The sequence below is a fragment of the Bartonella sp. AD328YNZD genome, assembly GCF_042196425.1.
In genome coordinates this window covers 1-623 of sequence record NZ_JBHIQG010000781.1, presented here as the reverse complement: position 1 = coordinate 623, position 623 = coordinate 1, and the positions used below count along the sequence as shown (strand labels likewise).

Sequence of the window (623 nt, the reverse complement as noted above, 5' to 3'; positions counted from 1 at the left end):
TTTTTATCTATTTTTATCTATCATACTAACGAAATGTCCCCCTTCAGGACAAGCATACTGAAGTAACTCACACAACTTAAAAAAATACACGACCATCTTTGTTTATTTTTAGTTTTCTTTTTTATCAACCAAGTGTAAAAAGAATTGAAGAAGATATTTAAAAAAGCTTATCCGATAAATCTGTAAGATGAATCACATAAATGATTAAGCAGAAAAACTCTGAAAAACCAATATGTTATCAAATTGGCGTTAAAAAGAAATCTCGTTTTTGTAAAGCAGAGAGAAAAGTAAAAGTTAAGATATTTTAGGCAATGTAAAAAGATATTCTTTTTAAAAGAAAGCAAACTATAAACAATGGAAGAAGTATTGTGTGTTCTAATCGCAATAAAAATGTACAACCCAATAAAAAAATTAAATCTCATAAAACTAAACAATGTGATCTGCTCATTGCAGGAGGGGCGGCTGTCGGTTTAGCCCTAGCGATAGCACTCAAGCAAACAGCCCCTAATCTGAAAATAAAAATCGTTGATGCTGCTCCACAAGGAGATACCCCTGCTTCTAACATACGAACCATTGCCCTTGCTGCTGCTTCTATTCGTATGTTAAAACAATTACAATGTTGG

1 pseudogene is annotated in these 623 nt (G+C 32.3%); it reads left to right on the top strand.

Annotated features, from left to right (window positions below):
- Positions 1-368: 368 nt before the first annotated feature.
- Positions 369-623, top strand: a pseudogene (locus ACFIO3_RS15010) (2-octaprenyl-6-methoxyphenyl hydroxylase); the annotation flags it as partial.